Source organism: Candidatus Binatia bacterium (assembly GCA_023150935.1).
Classification (GTDB): Bacteria; Desulfobacterota; Binatia; order HRBIN30; family HRBIN30; genus JAKLJW01.
Genome location: JAKLJW010000017.1, coordinates 1 through 14,619, shown reverse-complemented (window position 1 = coordinate 14,619; position 14,619 = coordinate 1). Strand labels below are relative to the sequence as shown.

The 14,619-nt window shown below is 66.8% G+C and carries 9 protein-coding genes and 1 pseudogene; 1 reads left to right on the top strand and 9 read right to left on the bottom strand.

Going from position 1 to position 14,619, the window contains the following annotated elements; translation table 11 throughout:
• Positions 1–34: 34 nt before the first annotated feature.
• Positions 35–1,825 (bottom strand): hypothetical protein, encoded by a 1,791-nt coding sequence (locus L6Q96_11645; GenBank protein ID MCK6555212.1) that lies wholly within the window; start codon positions 1,823–1,825, stop codon positions 35–37.
• A 273-nt stretch (positions 1,826–2,098) separates the two neighbouring features.
• Positions 2,099–4,534: a sodium-translocating pyrophosphatase gene (locus tag L6Q96_11640; GenBank protein ID MCK6555211.1), complete on the bottom strand. Its 2,436-nt coding sequence runs from the start codon at positions 4,532–4,534 to the stop codon at positions 2,099–2,101.
• A 348-nt stretch (positions 4,535–4,882) separates the two neighbouring features.
• Here L6Q96_11640 and amrA point away from each other — a divergent pair, with 348 nt between their 5' ends.
• Positions 4,883–5,485 carry an AmmeMemoRadiSam system protein A gene (gene amrA / locus L6Q96_11635; GenBank protein ID MCK6555210.1) on the top strand — a complete coding sequence of 201 codons (603 nt, stop codon included), beginning with the start codon at positions 4,883–4,885 and terminating at the stop codon, positions 5,483–5,485.
• Positions 5,486–5,513: 28 nt separating this feature from the next.
• Here amrA and L6Q96_11630 read toward each other — a convergent pair whose 3' ends face one another.
• From L6Q96_11630 to L6Q96_11600, 7 genes and pseudogenes are all read right to left on the bottom strand, one after another.
• A complete protein-coding gene (locus L6Q96_11630) occupies positions 5,514–6,707 on the bottom strand; it encodes a pyridoxal phosphate-dependent aminotransferase (protein ID MCK6555209.1) in 1,194 nt (397 codons plus the stop codon).
• 74 nt (positions 6,708–6,781) lie between these two features.
• Complete coding sequence (gene coaD / locus L6Q96_11625) at positions 6,782–7,303, bottom strand: pantetheine-phosphate adenylyltransferase (GenBank protein ID MCK6555208.1); 522 nt, start codon at positions 7,301–7,303, stop codon at positions 6,782–6,784.
• 72 nt (positions 7,304–7,375) lie between these two features.
• Positions 7,376–7,861 (bottom strand): annotated as a pseudogene (gene rsmD, locus L6Q96_11620) (16S rRNA (guanine(966)-N(2))-methyltransferase RsmD).
• A gap of 121 nt (positions 7,862–7,982) precedes the next feature.
• Positions 7,983–10,802 carry a hsp70 family protein gene (locus tag L6Q96_11615; protein ID MCK6555207.1) on the bottom strand — a complete coding sequence of 940 codons (2,820 nt, stop codon included), beginning with the start codon at positions 10,800–10,802 and terminating at the stop codon, positions 7,983–7,985.
• Between the two features lie 7 nt (positions 10,803–10,809).
• On the bottom strand, positions 10,810–12,642 hold the full coding sequence (locus L6Q96_11610; protein MCK6555206.1) for an Hsp70 family protein: 1,833 nt from the start codon (positions 12,640–12,642) through the stop codon (positions 10,810–10,812).
• Positions 12,639–13,301 (bottom strand): DUF2760 domain-containing protein, encoded by a 663-nt coding sequence (locus L6Q96_11605; protein ID MCK6555205.1) that lies wholly within the window; start codon positions 13,299–13,301, stop codon positions 12,639–12,641. The genes L6Q96_11610 and L6Q96_11605 overlap by 4 nt, the downstream gene beginning before the upstream one ends.
• 81 nt (positions 13,302–13,382) lie before the next feature.
• Complete coding sequence (locus tag L6Q96_11600) at positions 13,383–13,799, bottom strand: peptide chain release factor-like protein (GenBank protein ID MCK6555204.1); 417 nt, start codon at positions 13,797–13,799, stop codon at positions 13,383–13,385.
• Positions 13,800–14,619 lie beyond the last annotated feature (820 nt).

Genomic DNA, 14,619 nt, shown 5'->3' with positions numbered 1-14,619 from the left:
CAGGGCCTAACAGCTAACACCCAGCCGCTTGCTCCTACTGGCGTCTCCAGCGGGTGCGAACGATGCCCGCACCGACCAGGAGCACCGCCGCCACGGCAAACGCTCCCGGTCCGAGCGCCGGCACGGGCTGGGTCGTCTCCACGATGCAGTCGGGGAACCGGAAGGTTCCAATGCGGGTCTGCCAGTTGCCGACGTTCCCGTTGTCCTGCGTGTCGTAGTACTCGTTCGTGTACCAGAACGTGCAGTCGTCGGCGGGATCGATGCTCATCTCCGAATAGTCGCCCCAGCGTTGACACGGGCCCCCACCGCAGGTGTTCGCTTGCGAGCCGCCCCCGGCGATCAGCTGTTCCTCAGTGCGAGGTAGTTGGTTCAAGGGGTCGCCGGCGAGGCGACCGGCGTAGGAGATGCTGGGGAAGTTGGGGACCACGCCGTTGGATGTGCTGTAGCCGAGCGCGGCGTTGCCGTTGCGGTCGGTGGCGATGCTGCCCATCCAGCGGCTGAGAGTCGTGTCCGGGGCATAAATCTGCTGCTGCACCGGAGCGGTTGCGATAACCCCGCCGGTGACGTCGAGTTGTGCCCACTGGGGGCGCACGGTGCCCCTGGGCTCGCTCGCGTCCTGCACATTGTGGACGACCCACAGAGACTCGGTATCGCCGACGCGGCGATACTGGACCTTCTGCATCAACCTATCGTCGATCGCGTCCAGCGTATTGACGGTGTTCGGCTGAGGGACGTTATTGACGTTGTAATCGTAAGGCTGCTGCGAGACGAAGGTCGGCGCGGAAAGGACACCGCCGGCGCCGCAGTCGGGACCCGGCGTAAACGTCCGCACGAGGAAGTCGAAGGAGAAACCGGACTCGTTAACGTAATAGTTGGGCGTGCCGGGGGGAGGCGCGGAGCCCGGCGAGCGGCTCGCCGCGGTGCTCGGGATGAGCGTGAACACGTCGTTAGCCGGGTACGGCAGAAGGCCGAAGGCGTAGGTCAGCGGGGCGCCGCTCACGAGGTCGGCGCGGCTGAAACTGGCAAACATGACACCCTGGTAGGTATCTGGATTCAAGGTGAACTCGTTTGCCGCCATGTACAGGCAGTCGTTCCAGATGCCGAACTTGGGGTAATCGTTCAGGTAGCCAGCCGGTACCGGTCCGGCATCCGCCTGTATCGGATACAGCCACCACCCGCCGGCAACCGGATCGCTGGTCTTGGAGACGGCGATGCACTGGTAAAACGGGGTGATCGGCACCGAGTATTCGTCCCTGCCGAAGGCGAAGTTGGTGAGTATCCACCGTTTCGCGAATAGATCGTAGATAACGATCGGATCGCCGGCCGAATTGCCGTCGCAGGGTGTCCCCGCCCCGGCCCAGAGCTGGTTCTCGGTGAATGACGCCAGCAGCGTGCCAGTCTTGGAGTAGACCGCGAAAGAACTGTTCACCGCCTGAATGTAATGATCGTCCCCGGCCATACCGTTCGTGTCGGGCGGCCATCCGGAGCCGCACGGAACGCCCCCGCACAATTCCAGTTTGCTCATGCCGGCGAAATTCAAGATCGGGCCTGGCATCGGTCCCATGAGCAGGGCTTCGGCGGGGGCCGTAATCGCCGCCTCGGCGGGCGGCTGTTTCATCGATGGAGGCCGAAGCATCGGGTGTACATAGTCTGGCCGCGGTGGCGCCGGCACCGGAGGCAACTGGCTCAGATCGCCAACGAACTCCCGGGGCACCACGGCATTCATTTCTTCCACGGCGACGGGCGCTTCCGTAGCCGTGGCGACACGGGCAGAAACGAGTGCCAGCATCGACATGCACACGCAGACGACCACGTTTTGTCTCATGACCCCCTCCTCCTTCACGCGGACACCAAATTTGCCCGGCGACACGAAACGGGGCCGAACGATATCCGGTCCCAGGCGTGCCTGTCAACGCAAAATCGAGGTGAGAAGCCTGTCCAGGTACCGGCGGCCACGGGTTGCACGCTCGTGGCACCGACCCTGGGTGCTCGGTGTGTGACCGCTCGATCAGCTCCTGGCGCTCCAGTCTTCAGGGGCGTCCGGTAACGTGTCGCGGGCGCCGCGCCGAGCGGGAAGACGGTTCCGTTGACCCCGCCGTCAGACCACCGACTTGATGCGCATGCCGTAGAAGGAACGGCGGACGAACACTGCCGCGGCGGCAAAGAAGACCACCGCGAAGAAACCGGAAACCCCGGCGGACATGGTCACCGCCAACTCGACGGCGAGTAGGCCGAAGAGTGTGGTGAACTTGATGACCGGGTTCATGGCTACCGACGACGTGTCCTTGAACGGGTCGCCGACCGTGTCGCCCACCACGGTTGCGGCGTGCAGGTCCGAACCCTTCTCCTTCAGCTCGACTTCGACGACCTTCTTGGCGTTATCCCAGGCACCGCCGGCGTTAGCCATGAACAACGCCTGGAACAGGCCGAACAGGGCGATCGATATAAGGTACCCGATGAAGAAGAACGGATTGAGGCAGGCGAAGGCCAGCGTCGAAAAGAACACCGTGAGGAAGATGTTGAACATGCCTTTCTGCGCGTACTGGGTGCAAATAGCGACGACGCGCTTTGAGTCGGTAATCGATGCCTTCTCCGCGCCTTCGAGCTTGATGTTGGCTTTGATGAACTCGACCGCCCGGTAGGCGCCGGTCGACACGGCCTGAATGGTGGCGCCGGTGAACCAGTAGATCATCGCGCCGCCGGCGATCAGGCCGAGCAAAAAGAGCGGGTTGAGGATCGACAGTTGCCCCAGGTGCTGGGGCTGTAGACCGTCGGTAAGCGCCACGATGATCGAGAAGATCATCGTGGTGGCACCGACGACGGCGGTGCCGATGAGCACCGGCTTGGCGGTGGCCTTGAAAGTATTGCCCGCGCCGTCGTTCTCTTCCAAATAGTGCTTGGCTTTTTCGAAGCTGGGCTCGAAGCCGAAGTCTTTCTTGACCTCTTGTTTGATGTTCGGAATGCCCTCGATCACCGATAGCTCGTAGACGGACTGGGCGTTGTCGGTGACCGGCCCATACGAATCGACGGCGATGGTTACCGGCCCCATGCCGAGAAAGCCGAAAGCGACCAGGCCGAACGCGAACACCGGGGCGGTCATCGTGGCGGTGGCCGCCGGCAACGCGTTCGACAGCTCGCCCGTGCTGACGATCCAGGCCACCCCCATCAGCACCACGAAGACAATACCCATCCAGTAGGCGGAGAAATTCCCGGCCGTGAGTCCGGCGAGAATGTTGAGCGAGGCGCCGCCTTCACGCGAAGCTTCGACGACTTCGCGCACGTGTCCCGATTCCGTCGAGGTGAAGATCTTTACCACCTCCGGAATCACGGCGCCGGCGATGGTGCCGCAACTGATGATGGTCGAGAGCTGCCACCACAGATTGCCGGCGCCGAGGTTGCCGATGAGCAGATACGAGACGATGTAGGTCAGCACGATCGAGACGATCGAGGTGAGCCAGACCAGAAAGGTCAGGGGCCGCTCGAAGTTCATTTGATCGGCGCCGGCGTAACGCCCGCGCTGAATGCCCTCGTTGATGATGTACGACATGCCGCTGGCGACGATCATCATGATGCGCATGGCGAAGATCCAGACGAGTAGCGTGACCTGAAGGTTGGCGTTGTCCTTGAGGACGAGGAGAATGAACGTGATGAGGGCCACCCCGGTCACGCCGTAGGTCTCGAAGCCGTCGGCCGAGGGCCCCACCGAGTCGCCCGCGTTGTCGCCCGTGCAGTCGGCGATGACGCCGGGGTTGCGCGCATCGTCTTCCTTGATGTTGAAGACGATTTTCATCAGGTCCGATCCGATGTCGGCGATCTTGGTGAAGATACCGCCGGCGATGCGCAGCGCCGACGCACCCAGCGACTCGCCGATGGCGAAGCCGATGAAGCAGGGGCCGGCCCAGGTCGCCGGCATGAAGAGCAAGATGATCAACATGATCAGGAGTTCGGTGGAGATCAGCACCATGCCGATGCTCATACCCGCCTTGAGCGGGATCTCGTACGTCGGGAACGGCTTGCCGCGCAGCGCGGCGAAGGCTGTGCGCGAATTGGCGAAGGTGTTGACCCGGATGCCGAACCAGGCGACGCCGTAGCTGCCGCCGATACCCACCAGGCTGAAGAACAGAACAACGAGCACCTTAATCACGTCGCCCTCGAACGCCCGGTAGAAGTACACCGCCATGATGACGCCGATGAAGAGCTCGAGGATCAAGATGAACTTGCCCTGGGTCAGCAGGTAGGTCTTGCAGGTCTCGTAGATGAGCTCCGAGATCTCGCGCATCGAGCGGTGCACCGGCAGATTCTTGAGTTGCCGGTAAATGACCAGCCCGAACGCGAAGCCGAGAGCGCAGACCAGCAAGCCCAGGGTCAGCAACGTCTGTCCGGTCATGCCGAGAAAGTACACGGACGAGAAATCCGGGAGGACGAGATGCATCTCGCCGTGGGCGTCGCTGCTCTGCGCCAGCGCCGCGCGGGCGCTCAGGACCAGCAGGGCAAGCCAACCGACAAACGTGCACTTCTTCCCGACCTTGTTCATCTTCGATCGTCTCCTCGGATTTCGTGCGATCCCGCACGTCCAACGCACACGGGCCGCCTCGCGTCTTGTGCGTGATAGCCACACCACCGCGCCGGTGGCGCGACCCACACCTATTGCCAGAAATCCAATTGGAATCAAAGGCCCGGGCGGGCCAACGGCAGCGCTGCGAAAAAATCAGCCACTTTGCCGTAGCCCCGGAGTCAACGGGCCGCGCATTCTCCGGACGGCGGGAACGCGGTCTTCCACATTGACCCCTCTGCGGACGGCTGGTAGCGTCCGGGCCGCCCGCAGGGCCGCAGTATGCGGCGGCAGGCTACTGCACGTTAGGGTTCCGCAAGTGAGGCCAGGATGGCCACGACTCCGCCGCTACTGGTTCCTTTGACGCCTGCCGAGCGCCACTTGCTGCTGAACATCGCCCGCCAGAGCATCCGCTCGGAGTTGTTCAATGAGCCGGTACCGCGGCCCACGAAGGGGTTGACTCCGGCTCTCGAGGTTGCTGGCGGTGCTTTCGTCACTCTCCGCTCCGAAGGGCAGTTGCGCGGTTGTATCGGTTCCATTCTTCCCGATGCGCCGCTGCACGAGACCGTGGCCCGCGTGGCGCGCAGCGCCGCCTTCGAGGACCCGCGCTTCGCGCCGTTGACGCCGGCGGAACTGCCCGATCTGGAGATCGAAATCTCGCGCCTGAGCGCGCTCGAAGGGGTGCCGCCGGAGGCGGTGGTCCCCGGCATGCACGGGGTATCGATCAAGTGCCGCGGCCACCGCGCCGTGTTCCTGCCCGGGGTCGCAACCACGCAGGGTTGGGATCGCGAGACGCTGCTGTCCGAACTCTGCCTGAAGGCTCAGCTCGACCCCGACGCATGGCGCAGCCCCGAGGCCGAGTTGTCGGTGTTTACCGCCGAGGTCTTATCGGATCGAGTAGATGGGCAGGAGTCCGTCGAGACATCGCCGTGACCGTCTCAATCGTCAGCGCTCCGCCCCCTCACCCGATCTTTCTCAGGGCCGTGTCGATGCGGTCGAGGCCCTCTTCGAGGTTCTGCATCGACGTGGCGTACGACAGGCGGACGTGCTCCGGCGCACCGAAGTCCGTGCCGCCCACCACTGCCACGTGCGCGTTCTCGATCAGATACGCGGCCACGTCGTCCCCCGTCTTCAACTCCAGCCCACCCGCATGACGGTTCAGGTAGGCGGACACGTTGGGAAAGGCGTAAAACGCCCCCTCGGGTTCGGTGCAGCGCAGGCCGGGAATGGCGCGCAGCCGATCGACCACGAAGCGCCCCCGCCGCCCGAACTCCGCCATCATCGGCGCGACCGCGTCCTGCGGACCGCCGAGTGCCGCCGCCGCCCCGGCCTGCGCGATCGAGGACGGGTTCGAGGTCATTTGCCCCTGCAGGGTCGACATGGCCTTGATCACGCTGGTCGGACCGGCCGCGTACCCGATGCGCCAGCCGGTCATGGCGTAGGTCTTCGATACCGAATTGATGGTCAGGGTGCGCTCGCGCAGGTCCGGCCGTACGGCCAGCGCGTGCTTCGTCGCGAGGTCGCCGTAGACCATCTTCTCGTACACGTCGTCGGTGATAACGAATAGACGGTGCCGGGCCACGACTTCGAGGATTGCGGCGAGTTCCTGCGGGTTGTACGCCGCACCCGTCGGGTTGCTCGGGCTGTTGATTATGAGCGCGCGCGTCCGGGCATTCACGGCGGCGTCGAGTAGTTCCGGGGTGAGCTTGAACCCCGTGTCTTCCGCGGTGCGCACGATGCGCGGAGTCGCTCCGGCCAGAACCAGCATGTCGGGATAGCTGACCCAGAACGGGGCCGGCACGATGACCTCGTCGCCGGGGCCGAAAAGCGCCTGGAAGGCGACGAACAAAGAATGCTTGCCCCCGCAGCTCGCGAGAACGTCCTTCTTATCGTAGTCGATACCGTTGTCGCGCTTGAGCTTGGCGACGATCGCCGACCGCAAAGCGTCGGTTCCCCCGACCGGCGTGTATTTCGTCTGGCCGGCCTGCATCGCTGCTGCGGCGGCGTCCTTGATGTGCTGCGGCGTGTCGAAGTCGGGTTCGCCGGCTCCGAAGTCGATCAGGTTAACCCCACGGGCGCGCAGGGCGGTGGCCTTCTCGTTGACCATCATGGTCGCCGAGGGCTTGATGAGATCGAGTCGAGGGCTGAGTTTCATGGGCTCATTCCTAGCGGTAGACGGGTGACAGCGCGAGCGCCACGCGGCGCCGCCCTTGCCACAGACGTGGGCTCTCAGCTTCGTGGGCGCAGGCGCTCCACGAGAAGCCGGTACACGGGATCGGGCACCAGGCCGCGCACGTCGCCCCCGAGGGCGACCACCTCCTTGACCAGGCGCGACGAGGTGTAGAAGTTGGCCTCGCTGGCGGTCAGGAAGACGGTTTCGATGTGCGGCCGCAGATGACGATTCATCATGGCCATCTGGAACTCGTACTCGAAGTCGGAGACCGCCCGTAAGCCACGAATGATGACGCGGGCGCCGACGGTGTCGCAGTAGTCGACCAGAAGGCCCCGAAACGTGGTGACCGTCGCTTGCGAGCCGTTGATGCCGAGCGACTCACCGATCAGATCCACCCGTTCCTGCGGCGTAAACAGCGCCCCGCTTTTTTTCGGGTCGCTGGTGTTGCCCGCGACGGCAACCAGCACTTCCGGAAACACCTCGACCGCCCGACGTATGACGTCGAGGTGGCCGTTGGTTATCGGGTCGAACGAGCCGGCGTATACCGCTCGTGTCCCCCCAGGTTGCTGTTGTGGCATGGGGTCACGCACCTGCAATAAGGCGAGGCCTGTCTTTCCATACCGGCGATGCACGGTCAATTGCGTCCCGCTCGGCGGTTCCGGCATTTCGCCGGGACCGTGCTCGATCATAATCCATCCGCCGGCGCGAATCAGCCCGTTTTCGACGAGCCAACGCACCGTCGCCGCCACTTGCCCCTCGCCGTACGGCGGATCGAGCAACGCCCCCGCGAACTGCTCGCCCTGTCGAGCCAGCCGCGTCAGGGCCCGGTGGGCCGGCAGGCGGAGGATCCTGGCCTGCGCCGTGAAGCCGCACGCGTGCAGATTCGCTTCGAGTGCGCGCCCCGCCGCCGCTGCCTGCTCGACGAATGTTACCTGCGCGGCGCCGCGGCTGAGGGCCTCGATGCCGAGCGCGCCACTGCCGGAAAACAGGTCGAGAATCCGCGCCCCGGCGAGATCGACGCGGCTCAGCAGGATGCTGAACATGGCGCCCTTGACCTTGTCTGCGGTCGGGCGCGTCGCCGTTCCGGCGACGGTTCGCAGACGGCGCCCGCGTGCCGTACCGGCGATGACCCGCATCGGCGGGAGATAGCAGCTTGCCGGAAGAAAGTCCCGATCGTCAGGTGCGGCGACGGCGGGCAGACCGACCCGGCGGTGACTGTGGCGGCCGGCCTGCCCCGGTCGCTTCCTTCCACCGCGATCACTCTTCCCGCAGTTGCAGGCCGACGGGCAGCGACTCGTCGAGGATCTGTGCGCGCTCGGTGCCCTCGAGCGGCACGTGTTCGAGAACGAGACGGGCGGCCCGTTCCCCGTGGCGCAGGGGGCGTAACCGCTCCGCAATCCGCCGGCGCAGGTCGCCGTCGAGGTCGCGCTCGCGATCGCCGACGCAGCGCGCGAGCTGCACAAGGGCGAAGGCAAGTCCGTCGGCCCGGCTTGCCGGCGGGGCCAGCAGCGCCTCGACCCAGGCGGCTGCGATCGAGCGGCCAACCACGCAGTTGAGCGGGCCGTAGAGCGGTGCCCGCGCGCCGAGGCGCCCGAGAGCCCAGAGATCCGTGTCGGCTCCCTTTCCTTTGCTTAGCGCCGGCAGCAACGCGGCCCCCAACTCGGCCTTGGTCTCGGCCGACAAGCGCTCGCAACTGGCGACGAGCTGCCAGTACTCGCGCACTTCCTGCGGTCCGACGCGAGGCAGGTTCCGCGCCTTCGTCTTCAGGCGGGGCAGCAGGTAGGGCGCCACCTCGGTGTAGAGCTGTTGCTGCTGCTGACGGGTAAGCCCGCCCGCAACCCGCTTCCACATGTTCCACCACTCGGCGCGACACTGCGCACCCCTGGGGAAGTTCATTCCCTGCGATTTCAGCCGCCACAGTTGCTGGAGACGGAGCCCGTCGGTGTCCGAGCCGAAGCCGGGTCGCAACAGGAACCCGCTCAGGTTCAACCATCGCGCCTCGTGTTGCGGGCTGACCCCTCGCGCCTCCTGACCCTCCCAGAGGACGTCCCAGAGCTTGCGAACCGCGGCCAGGGGCCAGGCGTCCTTACCGGCGCCAATGCGCTCTTCGAGTACGCGGACGAGGCTTACAGGATCCTCGGTGGCGGCCGTCGCGCCGGCGGCGGGAAAGACGGCCCGCAGTGCCGCTGCGGCCGCCGCGAGACGTTCCGTACTGACGACGCTTTCGGCCTGCTGCCCTTCGTTCGCAACCGATTCGGCGGCGGGTGTCCCGACCGCGGTGTCGCGCAGTTGGAACTGCAGGCGCCAGCGATGGTCGGTGGCGAGCGAACGGCACCAGACCTCCAGAGTGCCGATCTCCGTGAGCCGCGATTGAATGTGTACCGGTATGGTCCGCTCGTGCAGCTTTCTGCCGAAACGCAGCACGGTGCGAATCGGCGGCAGCTCGGTCAGGGTGTCGCGCTCCGCTTCGACCACCTGGCCGGCATGTTCGCCGAGGCGCGTGCTGGACGCGTAAAGCGGGAAGCTCACGCCGCGATTGGCGATCACTTCCATTGCCGGCTCGGCGACCTCGATCTCCTCGCCTTCTTCCATGCCGCGGTGCACGACGCAGAGGGCGCGCACCGTATCCGCCTCCGGCGCCACCTCCGATCGCAAGCCGATGTAGTACGAACGGGCGGCGCCCCCGGCGATCCGGATGCCGCGACCGCGGCGAACCAGGCCGTAATAGGCGGCGCCGCGCGCCACCGCGAGGTCGAGATCGACGCTCTCCAGAACGGTGGGCGGGCGACCGCCGCTCCAGTGCGCGAGCTGGTCCCGCAACCGCTGGCGCAGTACCGCCGGCTTCAACGCTCCGCCGTTGAACAGCACGGCGTCGGGTTCCGCGGCGCCCGTGCCGGAGGCCGCGGCCGCAGCCGTGCGATGTCGCCTCAGAAACTGGGCGAGGTGCCTCGGCACCTCGGGGTCGCTGGCGAAGGGCAGGCCCCATTCCTGGAGGCCGACGCGAGCGCTGCGCCTGACCTCGGCGTCGGCATCGGCGAGGGGGAAGAAGCCCTCGAGGACCAGACGTTCGACGTCGGAGCGCGCCAGCGCCGCGGTCAGCAGGCCGCCGACGACGGCGCTGCCCCGGCCGACGATGCTGACCGGCACCTCGTCGGGCGGCGTCGAACCGAGCAACGTCTCCTTGGCCTCGCGGCAGACGCTGGCCAGCGCGTGCCAGCGTTGACTGTCGAGACGCGTGCCCAGACGCGGTTCAAGCGTGCGCGCCAGCGCCACGTCGATGTTGTCGCCCCCGAGGAGAAGGTGATCGCCGACGGCAAGACGCTCGAACCCGAGGCGGTCATCGACGCGCTTGACGGCGATGAGGCTGAAGTCGGTCGTTCCACCGCCGATGTCGACGACGAGGATCAGGGCGACTTGCGCCAGCGCGTCCTGCCAGGTCTCCTCGTGGCGGTGTATCCACGCGTAGAAGGCAGCTTGCGGTTCTTCGAGGAGGACGAACTTCGTGAGCCCGGCGCGCTCGGCGGCGGCGACGGTCAGCTCGCGGGCCACTTCGTCGAACGATGCCGGTACGGTGAGGACGATGTGCTGCGCTTCGAGTGGGGCGTCGGGAAAGCGCTGCTGCCATGCCTCGCGCAGGTGCTGGACATACCGTGCCGCGGCCTCGACCGGAGAGAGTTTCGGGACGTCGGGGGAGCCGCCCCACGGCAGGATGGCGGCCTCGCGGTCGACGCCGCCGTGGCACAGCCACGACTTGGCCGACGACACGAGGCGGCCGGGGACGCGGGCGCCCTGGCTGCGCGCAAGCTCTCCGACCGCATAATCCCGCCGCATGTCCCATGGCAGGGCAAGGCTTCCTGGACCGATGTCGTGCTCGCCTCCGATGTAGAGAAAGCTCGGCAGGGTCGGCCGCTCCGCGACGGCCCCGGCGCTGACCAGTTGCGGCACCGGGAAGGCATGGATCTGCCGGGCGGAATCGTTCAGGGCGACGTAGGCGAGGGCCGAGTTGGTCGTGCCGAGATCGATGCCGACGACGAACTGCGGTGGGGCGGGGCTGCGAGTCGCGGACGGAGCGGGCATCGAAGCATCATCCGGCGGCGGGTTCGGGTCCATGGCCACGCACGTTGAACTCGAGCTTCCAGCGTTGCGCGCCGTCGCGGCTGACGCAGTACAACTCGAGGACGCCGACCTCGGTCACCCGCGCCTGGAGACGCACGGGGACGGCGGTGCCCTCGTGACCCGACCAGCGAAGCGCGGTTTCGAGCGGCGCGAGTTCCTCGATATCCTCGCCCCACGATTCGACCAGCGTGCCGACCTCGTCGTCATGGCGGGTGGACGAGCTGAGGAAGCGGAACTCGGCCGGCTCGCCAACGACGAGGCCGAACTCCTGTTCGGGCAAGGCCAGTTCGGTCCCCTCCTCGGTGCCGCGCGGCACGACGCACAGGGCTTTCAGCGGCGGCCTGACACCGGGCACGGCGGGCATCGCCGACTCGATGCCGACGTAGTACGCGCGGGCGACGCCGCCGCGGATGCGCACACCGCGCCCGCGCCGGGCCAGTCCGTAGTACGCGGCCCCGCGGGCCACGGCGTGTTCCGGGTCGCCGCGTTCGAGGACCCGCAGACCCGCAGGATCGGGAGCGGCGAACCAGCCGTCGAGGACTTCCACCAGGCGCTGGCGCAGCGAGCGGGCGCGCATCACGCCACCGTTGAAAAGCAGGGCGGTGGGCCGCACGGCAGGGGCCGCCGCGTGCGACTCGACGGCCTGCCGGTGGCGGGTGAGGAAGTGGGCCAGATGGCGCGTGATGCCGGGGTCGGTGGCGTACGGGAGACCGATCTCCTGGAGTGCGGTGCGGCGCTGGGTCTGCGGGCGGTCGGTGGACGCGCAGCGCGGAAAGAACCCGTCGACGAGTATGGCGTCGACCTCGCCACGCCCGATCGCCGTGCGCAGCGTGCCGCCGACGACCTTGCGGCCGCGGCCGAGAATCGAAACCGGGTGCTTGTCGGCGCCGCCGTCGACGAGAAGGTGCTCCTTGGCCTCGCGGCAGCTCAGGCTCAACCCGCGGAACTGCCACGCATCGAGTGCGGTGCCCTCGCCGGCCAGGCGTTCGCGCACGGCGTAGGCGAGGGCGAGGTCCATGTTGTCGCCGCCGAGCAAGATGTGGTCGCCGACGGCGACCCGCTCGAGGATCAGCTCGCCGCCGTCGTCCTTGACGGCGATCAGCGTGAAGTCGGTGGTGCCGCCCCCGATGTCGCAGACGAGGACGACATCGCCGGCGTTCACCTCTTGCCGCCAGGCGTCGCCGTTGGCGTCGATCCACGCGTAGAACGCAGCCTGGGGTTCCTCGATGACGGTGACGCTATCGAGCCCGGCCTGGTGCGCGGCCTTGACCGTAAGCTCCCGGGCGACGGCATCGAACGACGCGGGGACCGTCAGCAGGACGTCCTGGGCTTCCAGCGGAGCGTCCGGAAAAGCCTGGTTCCATGCCGAGCGGACGTGCAGCAGGTACTGTACCGAAGCGTCGACCGGGGACAACTTGCGCACGTCGTCGGGGCTGCCCCACGGCAGGATCGGGGCGGTGCGGTCGGCGCCGCTGTGCGACAGCCAGGACTTCGCCGAGGCGATCAGGCGGGTAGGGACTTCGGCGCCGCGACGTTGGGCGTAGGCGCCGATGGCAAAGTCGTGGTCGTCGCTCCACGGAACATGCAGTGCGCCGGCGGGAAGCTCCCCTTCCGCGGCGAGGTAAAGAAAGGACGGTAGCATCGAACGCGGCTCGACCACGCCGGCATCGACCAGTTGCGGGATCTGAAATACCGCCAGGGGCGGGGGATCGCCCGCCTGTGTGTCGGCGTAGGCGACCACGCTGTTGGTGGTGCCGAGGTCGATGCCCACGACGTACCGGGTCGACGGCGACGCACTCACGGGATCTCCACCTCCGCCGGGGCGACGACGTTGGGGTTGGAGCCCTCGGGCGCCGGGGGCAGAGTTACTCGCGTGGCCCGCCAGCCGGCGTGTTGCAGGACGCCGCGGAAGGGTGGTGCGCCGGTGACGTTGCCGGACAGGCGGATCGCGCTCGGATCGAAGCCGGTTTCGACGGTGACGGTTGTGCCCTCCTCGGCGTCGAGGATGCGCTCCAGCTCGACGCGCTCGTCCAGTGTCTTACGGCAGCCGGCATGGATGGCGCGCACGGCGGCGCCGACCTGGGCATCGTTGTACGCGCCGATGTCTTCCTTGAGGAAGTCGACGAGCCGGCCTTCCTGTTGCAGAAATCCGAGCAAGCGCACCGCCAGTTCGGGCGAAAGCGGCGGCGTCGCCGCCGGCGTCTCTTCCGCGGCTGCCGGCGTTACCGGGACGCGGGTCAGCCGGCGTACCATCAGGGCCACGAGGATGGACACGAGGAACGGGGCGGCGACAAAGTAGGCCACGCACGGCGGGCAGACACGGTAGAACTGCTCGAGAACCGGTATTCCCATGGGATCGGCCGTGGTCTGCAGGAGCACGAGCAAGTTAGAGCCGGCGAAGACGAGTCCCGACAGCAGGATGATGACGATCAGCGTAGTCCCGCTAGTGCGTTGCTGCATGGCACCCTCCGTGGCCCCACAGGGCCGGTCACAGAACCGACTCGTATAGCCGAGCGCGGTTGCCGTCTCCAGTCGAGGCGCTCAGGCGTCACGGTCCGGTTCGACCTTGCGGCGCAGGGCTTTGGTGGCGCTGCGCTCGTGTTTCTCGGCCAGCATCTTCTCCTGGGCCCGCTTCGACCGGCGCCGCTTCTGCCGTTGGATTCTGGCCACGCGCTCGGCGGCGGCGCTGCGTTCCCCGCGGATGCGGCGTTCGAGCTTGTCGGCGAGCAGGCGGCGGGCCAGGAAGCGGTTCATGGCCTGGGAGCGCTCGCGCTGACACTTGACGGTGATGCCGGTCGGTCGGTGCACGAGCACGACGCAGGTGGCGACCTTGTTTACGTTCTGCCCGCCGCGCCCGCCGGAGCGCACGAACGACTCGTCGAGATCGGCTTCGCGAATCCCGAGGAGCGCGAAACGATCGGCCAGTTCTTGGGCCTTGGCGGGCGAGACGGGGAACATCGCGGGCGAATAGAGCGCGGGGACGGCGCGGTGGCAAGTCGGGACCGTCGCTGCCGCCGGCAACCCATGGCCTGACCAGCCATGCCTTTAAAGGGCGAGGCTCCTGCCGGGTCGGCCTCTCCTCCGTACTCGTACTCGTTCACGTACTCGTACTCGTTCACGTACTCGTTACACGTACTCGTACGGTGCTCGGTAGAACTCAAGTCGCTCGTGAGCGAAGCGCACGTCGTCTTCGATTCCGATGCCGACCCCCAGCCCGGTTTGGCCTGACGTGTGGGCAGGGGCGGGGGCAAGGGCAGGGGCAGGGGCTTGGGTGATCCCTTACCCGGGCGGAGTCCAGCACCCCTTCGGCAGAAACTTATCGTCGGCTCCCTGAGCGCGCGAACAGTCCGTTGAAAAAGTCGCCGACGCACGGCCGCTTCCCCGTAGACGTCCAACCGCTCGCGGTCCAACTTCATCGCTGCGTGCCATCGGTCCGTGTACGAGTACGTGTACCGCTTCGCTGAGTATGTGTACGGAGGGGAAGCCGAACGCCGAAGCTGACCAGCCGGTGCCGGACCGGAACGCTGCTCGCCTGGCCCCGTGGCGCCGTTATGTCCGTACTCGTACTCGTTCACGTACTCGTACACGGCCGCTTCCTCGTAGACGTCCAACCGCTCGTGGTCCGACTTCATCGCTGCGTGCCATCGGTCCGTGTACGAGTACGAGTACGTGTACCGCTTCGCTGAGTATGTGTACGGAGGGGAAGCCGAACGCCGAAGCTAACCAGCCGGTGCCGGACCGGAACGCTGCTCGCCTGGCCCCGTGGCGCCGTTATGTC

Bases quoted from the DNA above. Each gene is read 5' to 3' on its own strand.
- L6Q96_11645 (MCK6555212.1), bottom strand. From the start codon at position 1,825: ATGAGACAAAACGTGGTCGTCTGCGTGTGCATGTCGATGCTGGCACTC.
- L6Q96_11640 (MCK6555211.1), bottom strand. From the start codon at position 4,534: ATGAACAAGGTCGGGAAGAAGTGCACGTTTGTCGGTTGGCTTGCCCTG.
- amrA (MCK6555210.1), top strand. From the start codon at position 4,883: ATGGCCACGACTCCGCCGCTACTGGTTCCTTTGACGCCTGCCGAGCGC.
- L6Q96_11630 (MCK6555209.1), bottom strand. From the start codon at position 6,707: ATGAAACTCAGCCCTCGACTCGATCTCATCAAGCCCTCGGCGACCATG.
- coaD (MCK6555208.1), bottom strand. From the start codon at position 7,303: ATGCCACAACAGCAACCTGGGGGGACACGAGCGGTATACGCCGGCTCG.
- L6Q96_11615 (MCK6555207.1), bottom strand. From the start codon at position 10,802: ATGCCCGCTCCGTCCGCGACTCGCAGCCCCGCCCCACCGCAGTTCGTC.
- L6Q96_11605 (MCK6555205.1), bottom strand. From the start codon at position 13,301: ATGCAGCAACGCACTAGCGGGACTACGCTGATCGTCATCATCCTGCTG.
- L6Q96_11600 (MCK6555204.1), bottom strand. From the start codon at position 13,799: ATGTTCCCCGTCTCGCCCGCCAAGGCCCAAGAACTGGCCGATCGTTTC.